The following is a 19164-nucleotide window of genomic DNA, read 5'->3' as shown; positions in this document are numbered from 1 at the left end:
GTTTCAATAACCAGCAGGCATTGAAAAACCCTACCGAACTTCGCCAGGATTTCTTGCGCAACGTGCAGTTGCGCCATCTGCGCTGCCTCGTCGCCGTGGCGCAGGAGCGCCACCTGGCGCGCGCGGCCGGGCGGCTGGCGTTGAGCCAGCCCGCGGTGTCGAAGACGCTCTCGGAGCTGGAGTCGATCGTGGGCACGCGCCTGGTCGAACGCAGCAAGGCCGGCCGCCGTGGCGTACAGGGGCTGACACCCGCCGGCGAGCAGTTGCTCACGCACGCGCTGCGCGTGCTCGAGGCGCTCGATGCCAGCGCGCAGGCGGTGGCGCCGGCGTCGGGTGAGCGCGTCGAGCGCCTGCGCATCGGGGCGCTGCCGAGCGTCGCGCCGGCCCTGCTGCCGGCGGCACTGGCGCGGCTGCGCGACGGCTGGCCGTCCGTGCAGATCACGGTCAAGAGCGCCGCCAACGCCGTGCTGCTCGACGAGCTGCGCGCCGGCGAGCTCGACCTCGTGGTGGGCCGCATGAGCGATCCGCGCCTGATGGGCGGCCTGAGCTTCGAGTTGCTGCACACCGAGCCGCTGGTGTTTGCCGTGCGTGCCGGCCACCCGCTCGCGCTGGCCGCGCTGAAGGCGGCGACGGTGCAGGCGGTGCTGGCCTACCCGCTCGTGGTGTACGGCGAGGGCACGATTCCGCGCCACAACACCGAAAGCTTTCTGTCGGCGCGCGGCCTCGTGTTGCCGACCAACGCGCTGCAGACACTCGACGTGGCCGTGGCGCGCGCGTTGGTGGCGGTGTCCGATGCGGTGTGGATCACGCCGCTCGGTGCCGCGCGCGGCGAGCTGTCGGACGGCCGGCTGGTGCGGCTGCGCATCGACACGGCCGGCACCGAAGAGCCGGTCGGCCTGCTGCAGCGCAGCGATGCCGAGCCGTCGGCGCTGCGCGGCGCCATGGCCGCGCTGTTGCGCGAAGCCGCGAAGCAGCAGGGCGCGCTGCCGCCAAAAAGAAAAGCCCGGCGCAGCCCTTAGTCTTTGGTTGCCCGGCGCTGCACGCAGGCCACATAGCCTTCGCCGTCCGGCGGGCGGCCCGCGCGCTGGCTCTCCCACATCATCTGGCCCAGGCAATCCATCGCCTCGTGATGCGCATGCAGCAGCGAGCCGCGGCGCGCGGCCAGCAATTCGACCGCCTGGCGGATGCCGCGCGGCTGGTCGATCGAGCATTGCTCGCTGATCGACAGGTGCATCGACAGATGCAGGAACGGGTTCTCGCGGCCGTTCGATCCGTCATAGACCCGCGCGACCGCAGCATCCGCATCGGCCAGGTCCTCGTGGTATTCGGGATGTTCGTCGATCCAGCCGGCGGCAATGGTTTCGAGCGCTTCCATCGGCAGGCCCTGCCGGTGCTTGGCGTACACGTCGCAGAAGAAGCGGCGCACGTCTTCCTGGGAGGGATTGAACATATATAGATAGAGGACAGAAAAAGAGGTGGGAAAGATGAGGAGAAAAGGCCGCTTCTTGAGTGGCTGGATGTGCCCGGCGTTCCGGGTACATCGCGTTACCTCGTAACGTAACGAATCGCGAAATGACCTTCTTACGAGCTGTTTCTACACGCCGTCGGTAAGTCGATTTTGAGAAAAATATTCATACGAATCAACAGGTTGCACGGCCTGCAACCCATCTGGCACGGAGCGCGGAAAAAGCGGCACGCAAGTTGCCCCTGTAGAGGCATCTTTTGTCACAGAGGCTGCCATGACCGCTCAACAAGCATCGACCAATTCGACCGAAGGACTTGCCGCCGCCGGCGCTGCTCCAGTGGTCATCGCCCAGGCCACCGTCACTCCGCTCGGCGCTCCCGCCGCGATGAGTTCGGCGGCACCCGCTGCCGCAGCTGGCCCCGCCAGCATCGGCACATTATCGAATGCGACGCCCGGCGTCGCGGTGATGCGCGACGGTGTCCGCATTCCCGTCGATGGCAATCAGACGCTGGTTGCCGGTGACCGCGTGATCGTTCCGCAGGACGGCCACGCCAACGTGCTCTTCCCCGGCTCGGCCACCAACAAGGCGCCGCTGGCCGGCGTCTTCACCGGCGGCACCGATGCGACCATCGGCTCGACCAAGCTGCCGGGCGGCCTCGAACAAGTGAATGTGGATGTCGCCTCGGGCGACCTGCAAGTGACCCCGCCCGACAGCGATGCCGACGCAGCCGCCTTGGCCGTGACCAAGAAGCTCGCAGCCGGCAGCGGCATCGGCCTGGGTGAATTCGCACTGGGCGCGCTGGGTGCCGCGGCACTGGGCGCGGCGCTCAGCGGTGGTGGCGGTGGCGGCGATACCGGCATTCCCCTCCTCGTGTCCTCGGGTAACCCCACGACACCGACCAACCCCAATGGCTCCGATGCGGATGCCGATGCTGACGCCGATGCGGACGCGGATGCTGATGGAGATGCTGATGCTGATGCTGATGCTGATGCGGACGCCGACGCCGACGCCGACGCCGACGCCGACGCTGATGCTGATGCGGATGCAGATGCAGATGCAGATGCCGACGCTGACGCGGATGCGGACGCTGATGCCGATGCGGACGCAGATGCCGATGCAGATGCAGATGCAGATGCAGATGCAGATGCAGATGCAGATGCAGATGCAGATGCCGATGCCGATGCCGATGCCGATGCCGATGCCGACGCCGACGCCGATTCAGACGCAGACGCCGATGCTGATGCCGACTCTGACGCAGACGCCGATGCGGACTCCGACGCGGATGGCGACCACCTCCTCGATCCGGGCGACAGCCTCGTCCATCACGTGGTCGATGGCCTGAGCGGCGCACTCGGACTCGGTACCGCGCTCACCCCGGTCACCCATGTGGTCGACGGTGTCACCGGCGTGGTCGACAACGTGCTGGCCCCGCTGCTCGGCGCCACCTTCACGCCGAACAACCCGAACGAGTTCGATCCGGTCGACAACACCGTCGGCCAGGTGGCCCACCTGCTGGGCGGCTCGCTGAGCCCCGCGCTCGACGGCCTGTTGGGCGCCGGCGCCACCAACGCGATCCTCGGCACGGTGGTGGGCCAGGTCGACTACCTGACCGACGCGGTGCACAACGGCCTGCAGAACCTGATCGGCGACCACGGCATCCTGAGCGGCGTGACCGGTGCGCTCGGCCTCGGTGGCGTCACCGACCAGCTCCTGGGCACCCACGGCGTGGTCGGCAACGTGCTGGGCACCGTGCTCGGCCCGAACAGCCTTGTGAGCGGCCTGCTGAGCGACCACGGTCTGGTCGGCGGCCTGCTCGGCAGCGATGGCCTCGTGGGTGGCCTGCTGGGCGAAGACGGCGCGGTCGGCGGCCTGCTGGGCAACGTGCTCGGCCATGACGGCCTGATCGGTGGCCTGCTCGGCAGCAATGGCGCGGTGGGCGGCCTGACCGGCGGCCTCCTGGGTGAACACGGCCTGCTCGGTGGCCTGCTCGGCGAAGGCAGCGCCCTCGGTGGCCTGCTTGGCGACGACGGCGTGGTCGGTGGTCTGCTCGGCTTCAACGGCGGCCTGTCGGACCTGCTCGGCGTCGGCGGCCTCACCGACGGACTGCTGGGCCACGGTGGCCTGGTCGACAGCCTGCTCGGCGAGCACGGCGTGGTCTCAGGCCTGATCACCGACAGCCCGCTGGGCGGCCTGCTCGGCGATCACGGTCTGGTCGGCGGCCTGGTGGGCGGCACGCTGGGTGGCCTGCTCGGCAACGACGGCCTGGTTGGCGGCCTGCTGGGTGACCACGGCCTGCTGGGCGGCCTGGTCAGCAACGACGGCCTGCTTGGCGGTCTGCTGGGCGACAACGGCATCGTCGGCGGCCTGCTGGGTGGCGACGGCCTGCTCGGCGGTGTGCTGGGCAACGACGGTCTGGTGGGTGGTCTGCTGGGCAACGATGGCCTGGTCGGTGGCCTGCTGGGTGACCACGGTCTGGTCGGCGGCCTGCTCGGCAGCGACGGCCTGGTGGGTGGCCTGCTCGGCGACCATGGCCTCGTCGGCGGCCTCCTGGGCAGCGACGGCCTGCTGGGCGGCGTGACCGGCATCGGCGGCGGCCTGCTCGGACCGAACGGCGTCGTGGGCGGCCTGCTGGGCGACCATGGCCTGGTCGGCGGCCTCCTGGGCAACGACGGCCTCCTGGGTGGCGTGCTCGGCGGTGTGCTGGGCGGCATCGGCGGCGGGGGCACGGGCGCACCCGGCACGGCGCTGCTCGACCCGGTCGACAGCATCGTCAGCGGCGTGGCCAACGGCCTGAACCACGGTGTGCTCGGAGGCCTCGGCCTGGGCAACGTGCTGACCCCGGTGGTCGGCCTTACCGACAGCGTGACCCACACGGTCGACGGCCTGCTGGGCCCGATCCTCGGCACCACCTTCACGCCGAACAGCCCCAACATCCTCGACCCGGTCGACAGCGTGGTGAAGAACGTGACGGACGGCGTGAGCGGCCTGCTGAGCCCGCTGACCGATCAACTGCTCGGCACCGGCACGACGCACGCCCTGCTGAACGCAGTCGACACGCAAGTCGACTTCCTCACCGACGGCGTGGCGCACGTGTTGAACGGCGGCCTGCTGGGTGGCGCGCTCGGCGGTGTGCTGGGTGGCGGTACCTCTGGCGGCCTGCTCGACGGCGTGCTGGGCGATCACGGCCTGGTCGGTGGCCTGCTCGGCAGCGACGGCCTCGTGGGTGGTTTGCTTGGCGGCGTGACTGGTGGCACCACGGGTGGCCTGCTCGATGGCGTGCTGGGCGATCACGGTCTGGTCGGCGGCCTGCTCGGTAGCGACGGCCTCGTGGGTGGCTTGCTCGGCGGCGTGACTGGTGGCACCACGGGTGGCCTGCTCGACGGTGTGCTGGGCGAGCATGGTCTGCTTGGTGGCGTGCTCGGCGGTGTGACCGGTGGCACCACCGGCGGCCTGCTCGATGGCGTGCTCGGTGAGCACGGCCTGGTTGGCGGTCTGCTCGGCGGCGTGACGGGTGGCACCACCGGTGGTCTGCTCGACGGCGTGCTGGGTGACCATGGCCTGGTTGGCGGCCTGCTTGGTAGCGACGGCCTCGTGGGTGGCTTGCTTGGCGGCGTGACTGGCGGCACCACTGGCGGTCTGCTGGATGGCGTGCTCGGCGAACACGGCCTCGTTGGCGGCTTGCTTGGCGGCGTGACCGGCGGCACCACTGGCGGCCTGCTGGATGGCGTACTCGGCGAGCACGGTCTGGTTGGCGGCTTGCTCGGCGGTGTGACTGGTGGCACCACTGGTGGCCTGCTGGATGGCGTGCTCGGCGAGCACGGTCTGGTTGGCGGCTTGCTCGGCGGCGTGACTGGTGGCACCACTGGTGGCCTGCTGGATGGCGTGCTCGGTGAGCACGGCCTGGTTGGCGGTCTGCTCGGCGGCGTGACTGGCGGCACCACCGGCGGCATCCTCGACGGCGTGCTGGGCGACCACGGTCTGGTCGGCGGCCTGCTCGGCAGCGACGGCCTCGTGGGTGGCTTGCTCGGCGGCGTGACTGGCGGCACCACCGGCGGCATCCTCGACGGCGTGCTGGGCGACCATGGTCTGGTCGGCGGCCTGCTTGGTAGCGATGGCCTCGTGGGTGGCCTGCTCGGCGGCGTGACCGGCGGCACCACGGGTGGTCTGCTCGACGGCGTGCTGGGCGATCACGGTCTGGTCGGTGGCTTGCTCGGCAGCGATGGTCTCGTCGGCGGCTTGCTCGGCGGCGTGACCGGTGGCACCACAGGCGGTACCGCCGGCGGCATCCTCAATGGCGTGCTCGGCGACCATGGTCTGGTCGGCGGCCTGCTCGGCAGCGATGGCCTCGTTGGTGGCCTGCTCGGCGGCGTGACTGGCGGTACCACGGGTGGTACCACCGGCGGCATCCTCGACGGCGTGCTGGGTGACCACGGCCTGGTCGGCGGCCTCCTCGGCAGCGACGGCCTCGTGGGCGGCCTGCTTGGCGGCGTGACTGGCGGCACCACGGGTGGCACCGCTGGCGGCATCCTCAACGGCGTGCTGGGCGATCACGGCCTGGTCGGCGGTCTGCTCGGCAACGACGGTCTGGTGGGTGGCCTGCTCGGCGGCCTGCTGGGTGGCAGCGGCCCGGCCGCCAACATCCTGCAGCCGGTGACCGACGTGGTGAGCCACGCGACGAGCGCGGTGGCCCCGGTGGTCTCCACCGTGACCAGCGCGGCATCGAGCGCCACGGCGCCGGTGACCGACATCCTGGCCGGCGCGGGCCACGCCACGGCACCGGTGACCGATGCGGTCAGCAGCGTGGTGAACGGTGTCGAGCATGCGGTCACCCCGCTGGTGAACGACGTGCTGACCCCGATCACCAGCCTGGTCGAGCACTCGCCCGCCGGTACCGCGCTGTCTCCCGTGACGAACATCCTGCACGGCCTGCTGGGTTGAACAAGAACAACGCAAGGAGAGGGTGAGGGAGCTGCTGCAGCACCAGGGACAGGCCATCACCGGCCTGTCCCTCGAAAGGATCGATATGAAAAAGAATTTCCGGATACTCGCCCTCGTCGCGCTCAGCGCAAGCCTTGCGGCCTGCGTCCCACCCAAGACCGGCCGCGACGATGCGACCTACTACTACTCGAACAAGGGCGCGAGCGCCGTGGCGAAGGTGGAACCGCCACCGCCGCCGCCGGTGCAGAACGGCCCGGCGGGCGTGTCGAAGATCGTCTACTTCGACTTCGACAAATACAACATCCGGCCCGGTGACCGCAACATCGTCGAGGCCCATGCGAGCTTCATGCGCAACCGGCCGTCGAGCCGGGTCGTGATCGAAGGCAACACCGACCAGCGCGGCGGCCGCGAATACAACCTGGCACTGGGCCAGCGCCGCGCCGACGCCGTGCAACGCGCGCTCACGCAACTGGGCGTGCCGGCCGAACGCATCGAAGCCATCAGCTGGGGCACGGAGAAGCCCGCGTCTCTCGAAACCACAGAGGAGGGCTATCAGCTCAATCGCCGAGCCGAATTCAGCTACCGCTGAAGCCGGATCACCGCGATGACTTCGACGGCAGTCTCCGGTCAACGTTCACATCGAGGCGAAAGCTGATGACGGACGCGACCGGTCTCCCGCATTCGATCGGGGCCGAATGATGTCCTTCCCAGACCAACTCCACGCCTGCCACGAACGCCTGGTGTCGGTGTGCGCGGCGTTGCCTGCCCCCTATCCGGCCTTCACGCTGTTCTTCTCGGTCAGCGATGGTTCGCAGCGCGCGCACGTCGTGCATGCGCGGGCCGCCGACTTCGAGACGGCATGGCGCGAAGGCGCCGGCATCGTCGAGCGCTGGGTGCGCGAGCGCGGCATCGTCTCGCCGTGGCTGCGCATCGACTGGGTCGAGGGCGCGAGCCCGATGGACTGGGTGCAGTTCAAGACCCAGCTCACGGCCGTCAAGCGCAACTACTTCCGCCTCGGCCTGGCCTTCGACCAGGACTTCGAGATCGCCTTCACCGAGCAGGAGCTGAACGCCAACGCGATGCTGTGCGGCGACTCGACCATCGCGCATTCGGTGGTGAACCAGCGCAACTTCGAGGTCTACGCGCAGGCCCGCTTCGAACGCACGCCATCGCTGGACATGCCGACCGACCAGCCGGTGTACCTGCTGGCCATGGTGGGCGTGTTCTGCCAGCCTGACGGCGTGGTGCACAAGCTCGTCGGCACGGGGCTCGATGCGGGCCGCCGGCAGATGCCGGCGCTGAACCCGCAGTCGGTGCTGGAGCTGGTGCGCAGCGGCTCGTCGTATCTGGCGCGGCAGGTGCAGGCCGACGGGCTCTTCGTCTACGGCTACTTCCCGTGCTTCGATCGCCGCATTCCGACCTACGACGCGATGCGCCATGCGAGCGCGGTCTACGCCATGCTCGAAGCGTGGGAGCTCACGCGCGACGAAACCCTGCGCTCGGCCATCGACCGCGCGCTCGACCACCTCACCACCTGGCTGATCCGCGACTACACGCTGCCCGACGGGCGCGAGGTCGCGTTCCTGGTCGACACGGGCGGCGAGATCAAGCTCGGCGGCAACGCGGCCTGCGTGCTCGCGCTGGTGAAGTACTGCGAGCTGATGGACACGCGCCGCTGGCTGCCGCTGCTGGAGAAGCTCGCGCTGGGCATCGTGTCGCTGCAAGACCCGGCCAGCGGCCGCTTCAACCACGTGCTGCATGCGACCGACCTCACGCTCAAGCAGGCCTCGCGCATCATCTATTACGACGGCGAAGCGGCCTACGGCCTCATGCGCCTGTATGGCCTGACGCGCGATCCGCAGTGGCTGGCCGTGGTCGAGAAAGCCTTCGACCACTTCATCGCCAGCCAGCACTGGCAGGCACACGACCACTGGCTGAGCTGCTGCGTGAACGAGCTCACGCATTGGAGCCCGCAAGAGAAGTACTTTCGCTTCGGGCTGCAGAACGTGGCGGGCTATCTGGACTTCGTGCTCGACCGCAAGACCACCTTTCCGACGCTGCTCGAACTCATGCTGGCCGCGCAGCAGATGCTGCAGCGGCTCGAAGGCATGCCCGCGATGCGGCACCTGCTCGACGAGCTGGACACCGAGAAGTTCTATCGCGCGCTCGACTACCGCGCGCACTACCTGCTCAACGGCTTCTTCTGGCCCGAGATGGCGATGTACTTCCGGCGGCCTTCGACCGTCGTCGGTTCGTTCTTCATCCGGCATCACTCGTTCCGCGTGCGCATCGACGACGTCGAGCAGTACGTGTCGGGCTTTGCCGCGTACCACCGCTACCTGCTGGAACGCCGTGCCCTGTCCGCTGCCGGTGGCGGCTCGGGCGGCACCGCGCCAAGGGACGATGGCCCCGCGTGGACCGCGAGCGAAATGGCCCGCGTGACCGGCGGCGAATGGGTCGTCAAGCCCGAAGACGGCTGGCGCGCCAGCGGCGTGACGCAGCGCTCTTTCATGCGCAAGGGCCGCGTCGTGTTCGATCACCAGACGCGGCCGTCGAAGACGCCGCTCGCGGCCGTCACGCTCAAGGGCGTGCTGCAGCCAGCCGCCGCCGTGCTGTGCACCGACCCCAAGCCGCACCTGGACAAGCGCGTGCCCGTGCTCAAGGTGCAGAACGTGCTGCAGGCCGTGCTGCAACTGGGCGACCATGCGCGCACCGAGTTCACGGGCCGCGTGTGCGGCGTGCTCGGCAGCGGCGCGGGCAGCAGCACCGTGGCCGCGATGCTGGCCGGGGCGCTGACCGTGTGGGGCGAGGTCGGCCAGCCCGAAGGCAACATCAGCCTGCCTTCGGGCATCGCCTGGAACATGACCTGCATGCCGCGCCATGCGGCTTACTGGGTGATGGAGATGGGCAGCTCGCACATGCCGGCCTCGGCGCAGCTCGTGCGGCCTTCGCTGGTGGTGGTGACGGGGCTCTCGGCCGCATCGCAGAAACACCGTGGCCCTTCGGAAGCCGCCGCGCGACTCGACAGCCGCATGTTCCAGGGCATGGCACCCGGCGACAGCGTGGTGCTGAACCGCGACATGCCCGAGTTCGCGACCTTCGCCGAAGCCGCGATGGCGCAGCAACTGCAGATCGTGACCTGCGGCGAGCACAAGGACGCCGACGTGCGCCTGCTCGCCTTCGACCACGGCGAGGTGCAGGCGATGGTGGCGGGCGAGCCCTTCCAGCTGCGCCTGAATGCACCGGGCCGCCACATGGGCGCGAGCGCCATCGCCGCGCTCGCGGCGCTGCAGGCGTTGCGCCTGCCGCTGGCCGCGGCGGTCGAACCCTTCGCGCACTTCGAGCCGCCAGGCGGCCGCGGTGCGCTGCACACGATTCACATCGGCGGCGGAAGCTTCAAGCTGATCGATGAAACCTATGACGCCAACCCCAGCTCGATGCGGGCGGCGCTCGAATTGCTGTCACAGGCCCCCTGCGAACCCGCGCGGCGCGTCGCCATTCTTGGCGATATGCAGGAACTGGGGCCCGCCGCCCAGCGGCACCACCTCGATCTCGAGGCGGAGCTGCTGGCCTCTCAACCGGACCGCGTGCTGTTGTGCGGTCCGCTGATGCGCGCCTTGCATGCGCGCATTCGTACAAAGGTTCGCTCGCATTGGTTCGTCGATGTGTCGGACCTGTCGACCGCGCTGGGCGGATTGCTGCAACCAGGTGACTGGGTGCTGGCAAAAAGCTCGGCGGGCGTCGGCCTGTCCCGGCTGGCCCGGGTTTTGAAAGCACTGCCATGACCATGAGATGGAACGCCCTCCTGCACTCGCCCTTCGAACGCGAGGCACCGCCGCCGCAACGACGCTGGTGGCTGGGCTGGCTTCAGCTGCTGTGCGCGTGGGTGCTGTGCATGCTGCTGTGCGCCAACATCGCATTGGTACTCGCACAGGGTTTGCCCCAAGAGGCAAAGGAAATGACCGTGGGAAAACCGGTCGGCTGCATGGTCGAAGGAACGGCCACGCGGTCCGGCACGGGGGCTTCGATTCATGACGCGCAAGCCGATCCGATGAAGAGGCGAATGCTTCCGTGCTGACCTGCACGGAGAGTGAATTTTTGCCTTGTAACAGCCGGGTAACAGTTGATAATGACACAGGCGTCATTGCACGACGGATCGGCTTTTCTCCATGATCAAGTTCCTCTTGCCCAGTCAGTTGGTTGCCGACACGACAGACGAGCCGGGTGCCAGTCCTTTTGCGGGGGCGATGCATGAAGCCTTCCGCGAGGCCTATCCGCTGGTCAAGGGTGCGGCGTGGCGCTCGCTGCCCATCAGCCTGTTCGGGCTGCTGCCTTCCATCTTTCTGCTGCAGGTGTATGACCGCGTGCTGTCGCGCAGCGGCACATCGACGCTCGCCGCACTCGTAAGCGGCATCTTCTTCTTTCTCTGCATCGAGTTCTGGCTGCGCACGCGGCGCTCGCGCCTCTTGCGCAATGCGGGCGCGATCATCGACCACGGTGTGTCGGGGGCCTTGCTCAACTCGATGCTGGCGCGCCCGCTGCGCGCGCTCGAAGCGCGGCCCGCGTCGTCGTGGCAGCTGTACTTTCGCGACGTGGGTTCGGTGCGCGGCACCGTCACCGGCGGGCTCGCGCAATCGGTCTTCGATCTGCCGATGGCGGTCTTCGCGCTCGTGGTCATCGGCATCGTCGCGTTGCCCGTGCTGCCGGTGGTGGCGCTCTTTCTCGCGATCATGTCTTTTCTTGCATGGTGGTGGGCCGATGAAGTGCGCGCGGGGCGCGTGGAGGAAGTGCAGCGCGGCCGCGGGCTGGACCGCATCACCTCCGAGATCTGCCATGCGCGCGAGACGCTGAAGACGCAGGCCAACGACGGCCCCACCATCGAGATGTGGCGCCAGACCTACAACGCCTGGCTCACCGAAAGCTTCACCAAGAACGGCCAGATCGAAACCGCGCGCGACGGCACCACGGTGCTGCTCACCGTGTTCTCGGTCATCGTCGTCACCGTCGGCGCCATCTCGGTGATGGAGCAATGGATGACGGTGGGCGGCCTCGTCGCCTCGAACATGCTCGCGCTGAAGGCGCTGCAGCCGGTGGCCGGGCTGGTGTCGAACTGGCGCTCGCTGGCCACCGCGAAGGAAGCGGCCAAGCGGCTCGAAACCGTGCTGCGCGAACCGGTCGAAAAGCCGTCCACTGGCATGACGCTGCCGCAGCCGCTGGGCCGCGTCACGCTGAAGGACGTGAGCTTCAGCTTCACCGAATCCGCGCAGAAGCCGGTGCTGGAAAACGTCGACCTCGACATCGGCCCCGGCGGCCTGCATGTGATCGTCGGGCGCAACGGCGCGGGCAAGTCCACGCTGGTCAAGCTCATCTCGGGCCTGTACACGCCCACGCGCGGCACCGTCAACATCGGCGAATACGACCTCTCGCAATTCGGCCGCGAGGAACTCTCGCGCTGGATCAGCTACCTGTCGCAAGAGGTCTACTGGTTCGGCGGTGCGCTGGTCGACGTGATGCGGCGCGGCGCCCCGGGCCAGAGCGACGAGCAGATCGTCGCGGCCTGCAGGCTCTCGGGCGCGCACGACTTCATCTCGCGCCTGCCCGATGGCTACCGCACCGTGGTCGGCGAAGGCGGCACGGGTTTCTCGGTGGGCGAGCGACGCAAGCTCGCGCTGGCCATGAGCTTCCTGCGCAAGCCCTCGGTGCTGGTGCTCGACGAGCCCAGCAACGACCTCGATTTCCAGAGCGAGCGCAACCTGCTCGCCACCATGCTCGCGGTCGCCAAGGTGCGCACCGTGGTGGTGGTCACGCATTCGCTGCGCATCGTCTCGGCGGCCAGCGTGGTCTACCACGTGACCGGGCAGGGCAACGTCGAGCAGGGCACCGCCGCGGTGATGGTGCCGAAGCTGTTCGGCGTCAGGACGCCGCTGGTGGCCGTCGGCAACGCGGAAGACAACGGCGCGGGGGCCGAGGCCTCCCGCTCCATGGCCTAAGAACCGAACTGATGAGCTATTCACGAATCACGCAATCGAAGGTGTCAAGTCGAGGAACGTCGCGGAACCGGCTTTGCCGGGCCGCTGGCGTTGCCCCCGGTGAGGGGGTTGGAGAAGCGACACGAAGTGCGCGAAGCCTGGGGGAGAGCCCATCTTGAAATCTGATCTGCCGCAGGTATTGCAGGACGAGAACGACAGGCGGGCCGCACAGACTTCGCCGGAAGGGCGACGGCGACAGTGGATCATCGGCGGTGCCGTCGCGGTGCTGGCACTGATCGGCCTGGGCTTTCCGATGGAAACCGTCGTCGTGGCACCCGGCCGCGTGATCCCCTCCGACCGCGTGAAGTCCATCCAGCATCTGGAAGGCGGCATCGTCAGCGCCGTGCTGGTGAAGGAAGGCGACAAGGTCAAGCAGGGCCAGTCGCTCGTCGAGATCGACCTGGGCGGCAGCGGCCTCAACCTCGAAGAACTGACGGCCCGCTATGCGGCCACGCAGGCCACCCGCGTGCGGCTCATGGCCGAGAGCCGTGGCCAGCCGCTCAAGCGCGAATCCTTTGCGGCCGACATCGATGAAGGCGTGTTCGAGGGCGAGACCGGCGCCTACCAGGCGCGCGCGCTCGAACAGCGCGGCGTGATGGCCGGCGCCGTGTCGGGCCTGGAGCAGGCGCGCAGCAAGAAGCTGGAGCAGCAGGCCAAGGTCAAAGGCCTGAGCGATCGGCTCGAGCTGATGCAGAAAGAGCTCGAGATTTCCGAGCAATTGCTCAGTGAGAAACTGGTCGGGCAGGTCGAGGTGCTCGAAAAGCGCCGGCAGGCCGAAAGCGTGCGCAGCGAACTCGCGGTGGCGCGCCAGGGCGTGATCTCCGCCGATGCCGCCATCACCGAGGCGCAGGCCAAGATGGCCCAGGCCGAAGGAAGCTTTCGCCGCCGCGCATCGGACGAGCTGGCCACCGTCGAGCGCCAGTTCGCGAGCCTGAGCGAAGACCTCGCGCGCGCCCGCACGCAGCGCTCGCGCACGGTGGTCAAGGCGCCATCGGAAGGCATCGTGAAGGGCCTACGCAACTCCAGTCCCGGCTGGGTCGTGAAGCCCGGCGAAGCCATCATGGAAATCGTGCCCGACCAGGACGAGATCATGGTCGAGGCGCGGCTCAACCCCAACGACCGCGGCTTCATCGAAGTGGGACAGACCGCGCGCGTGAAGATCACCGCGTACGACTACCTGCGCTACGGCGCCGTCGACGGCAAGGTGAAGCTGGTCGCGGCCGATGCCGACCGCGATCCGGCCATCTCCAACGGCGCGCCGTACTACCGGCTGCTCATCAGCATGTCGCAGTCGCACGTGGGGCGCGACGAGAACCGCATCACCGCCGGCATGGAGTCCGAAGTGGACCTGCGTGTCGGCACCGACCCGTTCATCTGGTACATCCTCCGACCTGTGCTCAAGCTGCGGCGCGAAGCCTTCCGCGAACCATGATGGACAGAACTTCGGCTGGCCGGCGCCGCATGGGCCCCGGTGTTGTCTGCGCAGCGCTGTGCGTGAGCTTCACGCTGCCGCCGGTGGCCCTTGCGCAGGAGGCGCCGCAACCCGAGGGGCAGGAAGCGATCCCGGGGTTGTTGCTTGCACGCCGGCTTTCCGCGCCGTCGCTCGGTGCCGCGAACTACACGCAGCAGGTCAAGCAGGCCCTGATCGCGCTGTCGCAGGAGTACCCCGAGGTGCAGACGGCCCAGGCCGCCGCCAACACCAGCAGCTACGGCGTGGATGCCGCCAAGCAGGCGCGCTATCCACGCCTGAACTTCAGCACATCGTCCGGCAGCTACAACAGCGGCGTGGCCAAGGCCAAGACGCAGAACTACACGGTGCTCAGCGCCCAGGTGCGCATGAGCCTGCTCGACGGCGGTGCGATGAGCGCCGCGCAACGCGCCGCCGAGGCGGCCAACCTGGCCGACGATGAGGCCGTCGTCACCACCTCGCAGAAGGTGGTGCTGGACGCGCTCACCGCCTACCTGCAGGTGCAGCGCTTCGACCTCAAGAAGCAGATCGCGCACCGGGCCACCGAAGTGGTGGCCGAACTCTCGAAGGCCGAGGCCCGCCGCGTGGCGCTCGGCGTCACCGGCGACAACGACCTCAACATGGCGGCGTCGCGCCGGGCTCTGGTGGCCGCGCGCGAATCCGACTTCGAAGCCCAGCGCGACGAAGCGCTTGCCAAGTTTCGCAACTACTTCAAGTTCTCGCCCAACACCGATTCGCTGCCCGTGCTTGCCGCGCCGCTGCAATGGCGCATCGGCTCGCAGGAAGAGGCGCTGCGCCGTGCCGAGGCGCGAAGCACCGAGATCGCCGAAGCCCAGGGGCGCATCGACCGCGCCAAGGCGCTGGCCGACCAGCAGGACGCGAGCCTCTACCCGACGATCGATGCCGTCGTCGTCAAGACCAAGGACCCGAACGACGTGACGCAGAACCCGACACGCGCGGGCCTGGAACTCAACTGGAACTTCGGCAACGGCTTCGACCGGCAACTGCGCCTGAAGTCGGCGCTCGCCGAAGTCGCCAACCAGGAAGCCAAGCTCGAAGGCGTGCGGCTCAACCTGTTCGAGCTCACCTCCGCGTCATGGGCCCGCACCGTCTCGGGACGCGAGCGCGAAAAGCAACTGATGGAAGCCGTCAGCACCTCCGGCCAGGCCTTCCGCGGCCGCCGCCGCCTGATGGAGTTCGGCCGCGAGACCTTGCCCAAGGTGCTCGATGCACAGCTCGACTACTACACGCTGCTGTTCGACTACATCGACGGCGTGTTCGACCTGCGCATTTCCGAACTGCGCCTTGCGCGCACCACAGGCGAACTGCGCATCGACCCCACCATGCCCAACACGTGGATCGACAGCCTCTTCGGCGCACCCGGCCGCCCCGTGCTGACTGAAGACGGCTTGCTCGGCGCGCTGTGCATTTCGAGCAATACAGCTTGCGCGAGCGAACCGGTCGTGGAGCGCACTGCAGGTGCGGCAGGCGCCAACCCATCGCTGCGCAAAGCCCCCCGACTCTCAACTCCCTGAAGAAGAAAAAGAGGGGCGAGCGAAGCAAAGCCCCGTGAGTTCGGGAAACACCGAGGAACCGGCTTCGCCGGGCCTCAGGTGTTGCCCCCGGTGGGGGGGAGGAGCAGCGACACGAAGTGCGCGAAGCCTGGGGGCGAGCCTTATTCAGGCATCTTCTGGAATGCCGGGCTCGCCATCGAGGATCTGGTACTTGCGCATCTTTTCCCACAGCACCTTGCGGCTGATGCCCAGGTGCTGCGCCGTGTCCTGGCGCTTCCAGTCGTTGATCTCCAGCGCCGCGATGATTCGGTTGCGCTCGCTGCTGTTCCAGCCCTTGCGGTCGCCATTGCTGTCGAGCGCCACGCCTCCGCCGTTTCCGCCATTGCGGTCGGCCGACATCGCCGGCGCCGGCGTGCCGCGCGTGAGCGCGATCGCGCGCTGGATCAGGTTCTGGTCCCAGCCGTGCAACTGCCGCGCGATCACGCCCACGCGCTCCGCGAGGTTGCGCAACTGCCGCACGTTGCCGGGGAAATAGGTTTCGGCCACCGCATCGCTCAGCCAGTGCGGCGTTTCGCCGAGTGCTTCCAGCTCGTCGCCCAGCACATTGCTCAACAGCGCCTTGAAGATCGCGATCTTGTCGACCTCGCCACGTTCTTCGAGACTGGGCACGTGCAGCTCGATCACCGCGAGCCGGTAGAACAGGTCGGCGCGAAACTCGCCGCTTGCCACCATCTCGCGCAGGTTGCGGTTGGTCGCCGCCACCAGGCGGAAGTCGACCCGCACCGGCGACGTTGCGCCCAGCCGCGTGACCGTGTTGTCTTCGAGCACCCGCAGCAGCTTCACCTGCTGGTAGCGCGGCAGGTCGCCGATTTCGTCGAGGAACAGCGTGCCGCCCGTGGCCTGCTCGAAGTAGCCGCGATGCGCATGCACCGCGCCCGTGAACGAACCCTTGGTGTGGCCGAAGAACAGCGACTCGAACAATCCGTCGGGAATCGCACCGCAGTTCACCGCCACGAAGGCGCCTTTGCCGTACGTCTGGTGCCCCAGGTGCAGCTGCTGCGCGATGCGCTCCTTGCCGACACCCGTCTCGCCGCGCACCAGCACGCTGTGGTTGCAGTCGGCGAATGCGCCCACCTCGGCCAGCAGCGCCTTCATCGCTTCCGAATGCGCCACCAGCACATCGGGCGCCTGCGGCGCCACATCGCGCGCACGCAGCTGCCGCACCAGCTTCGCGACCATCGTGCGCAACTCTGCGCAGGTGAAGTCGTAGGGCAGCACGTGCAGGTACTCGGGCGGATACGTGCGCGAATCGCGCTCGCGCGAACCCGCGGCAACCCAGATCACCGGCATGCCCTGCAGCAGCTCGGTGGCGTGTGCCAGGCCGCCACTGTCGATGACGGTGACGCTGATGATCGCGACGGAAGGACGCAGCACAGCACCGCGGTCCGACTGCGGAGGCGGCAGGCCATCGGCCCGGATCACTTCCACGTCGAAGCTCGCCATGCACCGCGCGATGCGGTCGAGGATGTCGGCTTTGCCTTCCCAGACAAAGAGGTCGAGTTCGTCGAAGTTGGAGGCGGGATTCATCGAGGAGGCTGGAAACTTGAACGGGTCCGGCGAGAAGCGACGTCAGTACACCAACTTGGCATTCTGGCAACTCACGGACTGCAGGAAGACATCGGTGCGGCCGAGTTCCAACCCCAGCGTATTGCTCAGCAGGTTGGAAATCAGTCCGCCGACGGTATTGAGGATGGGTTGAAGAAGCTGAATCAGCGGGCCGAGCAAGGCCGACAACAGCGGTGTGCCGCCCGCGTTGGGATTCAGACCCAGCAAGCCGGTCACCAGGCTGATGAGACCCTTGAGGAGCCCGGTGACAAGGCCATCCTGGTTGGGGGATTGCAGCGACTGAATCAGAAAATTCCGGGCGCACGTACCACTGAGGCTGCCCCCGCAACCTCCAAGGAGTTTGGCCGTGTTCACCTCGGCTTCCCACTCCTGGGGCATCGTCGTCGACAGCAGCCCCAGCAACACCGGCCGGCTCCATGTCAGGTTGTTGGCTTCCATCATGCTTCTGAGCGTGGAGACCTGATTGGTCTTGCTGAGGTAGTAGTCCGCCATGCTCGCGGCGATGGTGGCGTTCGAGGCCCGATCCGCTGGCGTGGCACCTCCCGTGCCGTTGCCACCCAGGAGCAGGGTGAGCAGTTGATTCAGCAATGTGGAAACGGTATCGCCGATGGGCAGCGAATTGGCGCCCGTCGTCTGGGTCTCGCCAACCTTGAGCGTCACGTCGCTCGGGTTCTGAAGGGCGGGGATATAGGCCTTTCCTTGCAGCAGGTTGATGCCGAGGAGTTGGACGAGGGTCATCCCGGTCAGATCCGTGGAACAAACATCCGTCTTCGACCAAAGCGCGAGCGGGTCGATCCTGCCGATGCAGGCGCTCAAGATAGGCGCCTCCACATGGATCGTTGCCTGTGGCGGCGTCGTATCGCAGTTCAGGGCATTGAGTGTTCCCAACGCGTTGACCACGTCGATGGAGATCGGAAGATTGATCTGGGTGCCCAGAGCACCAAGCAGGTCGCCGAGCAGTTCGCCTGGCTTGGTCATGAGAACGATGTAGACCCGGACCTGGGAGTTGTAGGCCGTGGTGCCCACGCCGCCGATGCCGATGGACGGCGGTTCGATGACACGGGATTGAACCGACAATGAAAGTCCCAGCAGATTGATGCCCGTGGCGAGTTCGACTGCGTGGTTGTTCGTTCCGATGCCGACGGCCGTTGTCAGCACGTTGAGTGCATCGAGCTTCACGTCAAGGGCGGAACCACTCGTCGGTGCCGTGATCTGGGCAAACAGGCCACGAACACCGCTTGTCGCGTCGGTCCCCAGTTGCACGAGCAGCGTGTCCACATTGATGCCCGCACTGACGAGTGAGTTGATGAGATTCGCATTGACCGCGAGAAGCCCCGACTGGCCGGCCACCGTTGCGATGGCGTCGAGCAACTGGCCGAGCGTCACCTTCTTGGCTGCCAACAAAGCGTTGAGGCCCGCGACAGTCAGATCGGTGGTGATGGGAATGCCGAGCTGGCTGAGCAGCCCGCCAGGGGTGATCTTGACGCCCGCCAATCCCGTGTAGCAACCGACGCAGGTGCCGGAGATGTCGGCCCCGACAAGCTTCAGAACGGAAATGAGAGGCGCATTGGAATTGATGTCGATGAGTTTCGATCCCACGCTGAACGCAGCCACGGCGGCATCCTTGGCGGCGTAGGCTTCGACGACGACGGTGCGCGCGGAGTTTCCTGGGAGGGAAGGAAAGATCAGCGAGGGCGTGCCCACGATCCGTACGTAGAGCGCATTGATCTTTCCGGATCCCGTGCTGCTGAAATAGGTGGGTTTGAGAGCGGCCACCGTCGGATCCCATACGCCACAGGTCGCCGTCAGTACGTATTGCGAGGCCATGAACGGAAGGTTTTGAGCCGCACTCGCCGAGGCTGCGGCTTGCGCAGCAGCACAGTTTGTCGGTTGGAGAATCTGCGTGCCTGCGAGCGCGGACAGATCGGCAGCCTTCTGCAATTCGCGCTTCATGTAGAAGAGGTAGCCCAGTTCGGTGCCGATCAGGACAATCAGAACGAGGGACAGCGCAATGACGGCATTGAGGACCACGGAGCCACGCAGCTTCGAGCGGCGCGCACGAGTGCGCCGGGCACCGGATGGGCGAAGCGCTGGACCATGTGTCTGGATCATGTCGTCGCTCC

The 19164-nt window shown here is 67.5% G+C and carries 11 protein-coding genes; 8 read left to right on the top strand and 3 right to left on the bottom strand.

The features are described 5' to 3' along the window. The first annotated feature begins 20 nt into the window (after positions 1–20). Positions 21–1019: a LysR substrate-binding domain-containing protein gene (locus ACGLHS_RS10995; RefSeq protein WP_394479520.1), complete on the top strand. Its 999-nt coding sequence runs from the start codon at positions 21–23 to the stop codon at positions 1017–1019. On the opposite strand, the gene ACGLHS_RS10990 is transcribed toward ACGLHS_RS10995, so the two are convergent. Continuing rightward, the gene (locus ACGLHS_RS10990) at positions 1016–1450 is read right to left on the bottom strand and encodes a DUF1841 family protein (protein ID WP_007838777.1); all 435 of its coding nucleotides are present in this window, start codon (positions 1448–1450) and stop codon (positions 1016–1018) included. The two genes, ACGLHS_RS10995 and ACGLHS_RS10990, sit on opposite strands and share 4 nt — an antisense overlap. Positions 1451–1739: 289 nt before the next feature. Between ACGLHS_RS10990 and ACGLHS_RS10985 the strand changes: the two genes are divergently transcribed. The 7 genes from ACGLHS_RS10985 to ACGLHS_RS10955 all read left to right on the top strand — a co-directional run bounded on the left by ACGLHS_RS10985 (position 1740) and on the right by ACGLHS_RS10955 (position 15436). Continuing rightward, positions 1740–6404 (top strand): hypothetical protein, encoded by a 4665-nt coding sequence (locus ACGLHS_RS10985; RefSeq protein WP_394479517.1) that lies wholly within the window; start codon positions 1740–1742, stop codon positions 6402–6404. A gap of 85 nt (positions 6405–6489) precedes the next feature. Next, positions 6490–6993: a peptidoglycan-associated lipoprotein Pal gene (gene pal / locus ACGLHS_RS10980; protein ID WP_394479515.1), complete on the top strand. Its 504-nt coding sequence runs from the start codon at positions 6490–6492 to the stop codon at positions 6991–6993. Between the two features lie 106 nt (positions 6994–7099). Beyond that, positions 7100–10189 carry a glutamate ligase domain-containing protein gene (locus ACGLHS_RS10975; RefSeq protein ID WP_394479513.1) on the top strand — a complete coding sequence of 1030 codons (3090 nt, stop codon included), beginning with the start codon at positions 7100–7102 and terminating at the stop codon, positions 10187–10189. Positions 10190–10191: 2 nt separating this feature from the next. Then, positions 10192–10482, top strand: coding sequence for a hypothetical protein (locus tag ACGLHS_RS10970; RefSeq protein ID WP_093246795.1), 291 nt, complete (start codon positions 10192–10194; stop codon positions 10480–10482). Positions 10483–10573: 91 nt separating this feature from the next. Next, positions 10574–12394 carry a peptidase domain-containing ABC transporter gene (locus tag ACGLHS_RS10965; RefSeq protein WP_093246720.1) on the top strand — a complete coding sequence of 607 codons (1821 nt, stop codon included), beginning with the start codon at positions 10574–10576 and terminating at the stop codon, positions 12392–12394. Positions 12395–12548: 154 nt separating this feature from the next. Continuing rightward, positions 12549–13865, top strand: coding sequence for an HlyD family type I secretion periplasmic adaptor subunit (locus ACGLHS_RS10960; RefSeq protein WP_093246721.1), 1317 nt, complete (start codon positions 12549–12551; stop codon positions 13863–13865). Beyond that, positions 13862–15436, top strand: coding sequence for a TolC family protein (locus ACGLHS_RS10955; protein WP_093246722.1), 1575 nt, complete (start codon positions 13862–13864; stop codon positions 15434–15436). The genes ACGLHS_RS10960 and ACGLHS_RS10955 overlap by 4 nt, the downstream gene beginning before the upstream one ends. A gap of 144 nt (positions 15437–15580) precedes the next feature. On the opposite strand, the gene ACGLHS_RS10950 is transcribed toward ACGLHS_RS10955, so the two are convergent. Then, positions 15581–17002 carry a sigma 54-interacting transcriptional regulator gene (locus tag ACGLHS_RS10950; protein ID WP_394479509.1) on the bottom strand — a complete coding sequence of 474 codons (1422 nt, stop codon included), beginning with the start codon at positions 17000–17002 and terminating at the stop codon, positions 15581–15583. 42 nt (positions 17003–17044) lie between these two features. Beyond that, the gene (locus ACGLHS_RS10945; RefSeq protein WP_394479507.1) at positions 17045–19153 is read right to left on the bottom strand and encodes a TadG family pilus assembly protein; all 2109 of its coding nucleotides are present in this window, start codon (positions 19151–19153) and stop codon (positions 17045–17047) included. Positions 19154–19164 lie beyond the last annotated feature (11 nt).

The sequence above is a fragment of the Variovorax sp. VaC1 genome (assembly GCF_043658315.1).
Lineage (GTDB): Bacteria > Pseudomonadota > Gammaproteobacteria > Burkholderiales > Burkholderiaceae_C > Variovorax.
This window is presented reverse-complemented; position numbering and strand designations above follow the sequence as displayed.

Coding starts and splice junctions, on each gene's coding strand:
- ACGLHS_RS10950 (WP_394479509.1), bottom strand. CDS start 17,002: ATGAATCCCGCCTCCAACTTCGACGAACTCGACCTCTTTGTCTGGGAA.
- ACGLHS_RS10975 (WP_394479513.1), top strand. CDS start 7,100: ATGATGTCCTTCCCAGACCAACTCCACGCCTGCCACGAACGCCTGGTG.
- ACGLHS_RS10985 (WP_394479517.1), top strand. CDS start 1,740: ATGACCGCTCAACAAGCATCGACCAATTCGACCGAAGGACTTGCCGCC.
- ACGLHS_RS10990 (WP_007838777.1), bottom strand. CDS start 1,450: ATGTTCAATCCCTCCCAGGAAGACGTGCGCCGCTTCTTCTGCGACGTG.
- ACGLHS_RS10945 (WP_394479507.1), bottom strand. CDS start 19,153: ATGATCCAGACACATGGTCCAGCGCTTCGCCCATCCGGTGCCCGGCGC.
- ACGLHS_RS10955 (WP_093246722.1), top strand. CDS start 13,862: ATGATGGACAGAACTTCGGCTGGCCGGCGCCGCATGGGCCCCGGTGTT.
- pal (WP_394479515.1), top strand. CDS start 6,490: ATGAAAAAGAATTTCCGGATACTCGCCCTCGTCGCGCTCAGCGCAAGC.
- ACGLHS_RS10970 (WP_093246795.1), top strand. CDS start 10,192: ATGAGATGGAACGCCCTCCTGCACTCGCCCTTCGAACGCGAGGCACCG.
- ACGLHS_RS10965 (WP_093246720.1), top strand. CDS start 10,574: ATGATCAAGTTCCTCTTGCCCAGTCAGTTGGTTGCCGACACGACAGAC.